1 protein-coding gene is annotated in these 255 nt (G+C 63.9%); it reads left to right on the top strand.

All coding sequences use genetic code 11. The features are described 5' to 3' along the window. The coding region (locus tag PZA18_RS25945; protein WP_308447472.1) for a hypothetical protein at nt 1–255 on the top strand (255 nt) is incomplete at both ends.

Raw genomic sequence — 255 nt, 5'->3', positions numbered from 1 at the left:
TGGCACCCAAAGCCAGCTCACCCACACCGACTACGATGCCTTTGGCCGTGCCATCAAAGTCACCAGCCCCGGCCAGGTTGTCCAGCAGCAAAGTTACGACCGCTTGGGCCGCATCATCACCGTCAGCAGCGCCCAAATCAGCAGCGCGACCTTCGATGCCTTCGGCCGGGTACTGACCCAGACCGATGCCTATGGCCGCACCACCACCACGGCCTACGACGACAAGCTGCGCACCGTCACCGTCACCACCCCGGA

Source organism: Parachitinimonas caeni (genome assembly GCF_030129945.1).
GTDB classification, from domain to species: domain Bacteria; phylum Pseudomonadota; class Gammaproteobacteria; order Burkholderiales; family Chitinimonadaceae; genus Parachitinimonas; species Parachitinimonas caeni.
This window is presented reverse-complemented; position numbering and strand designations above follow the sequence as displayed.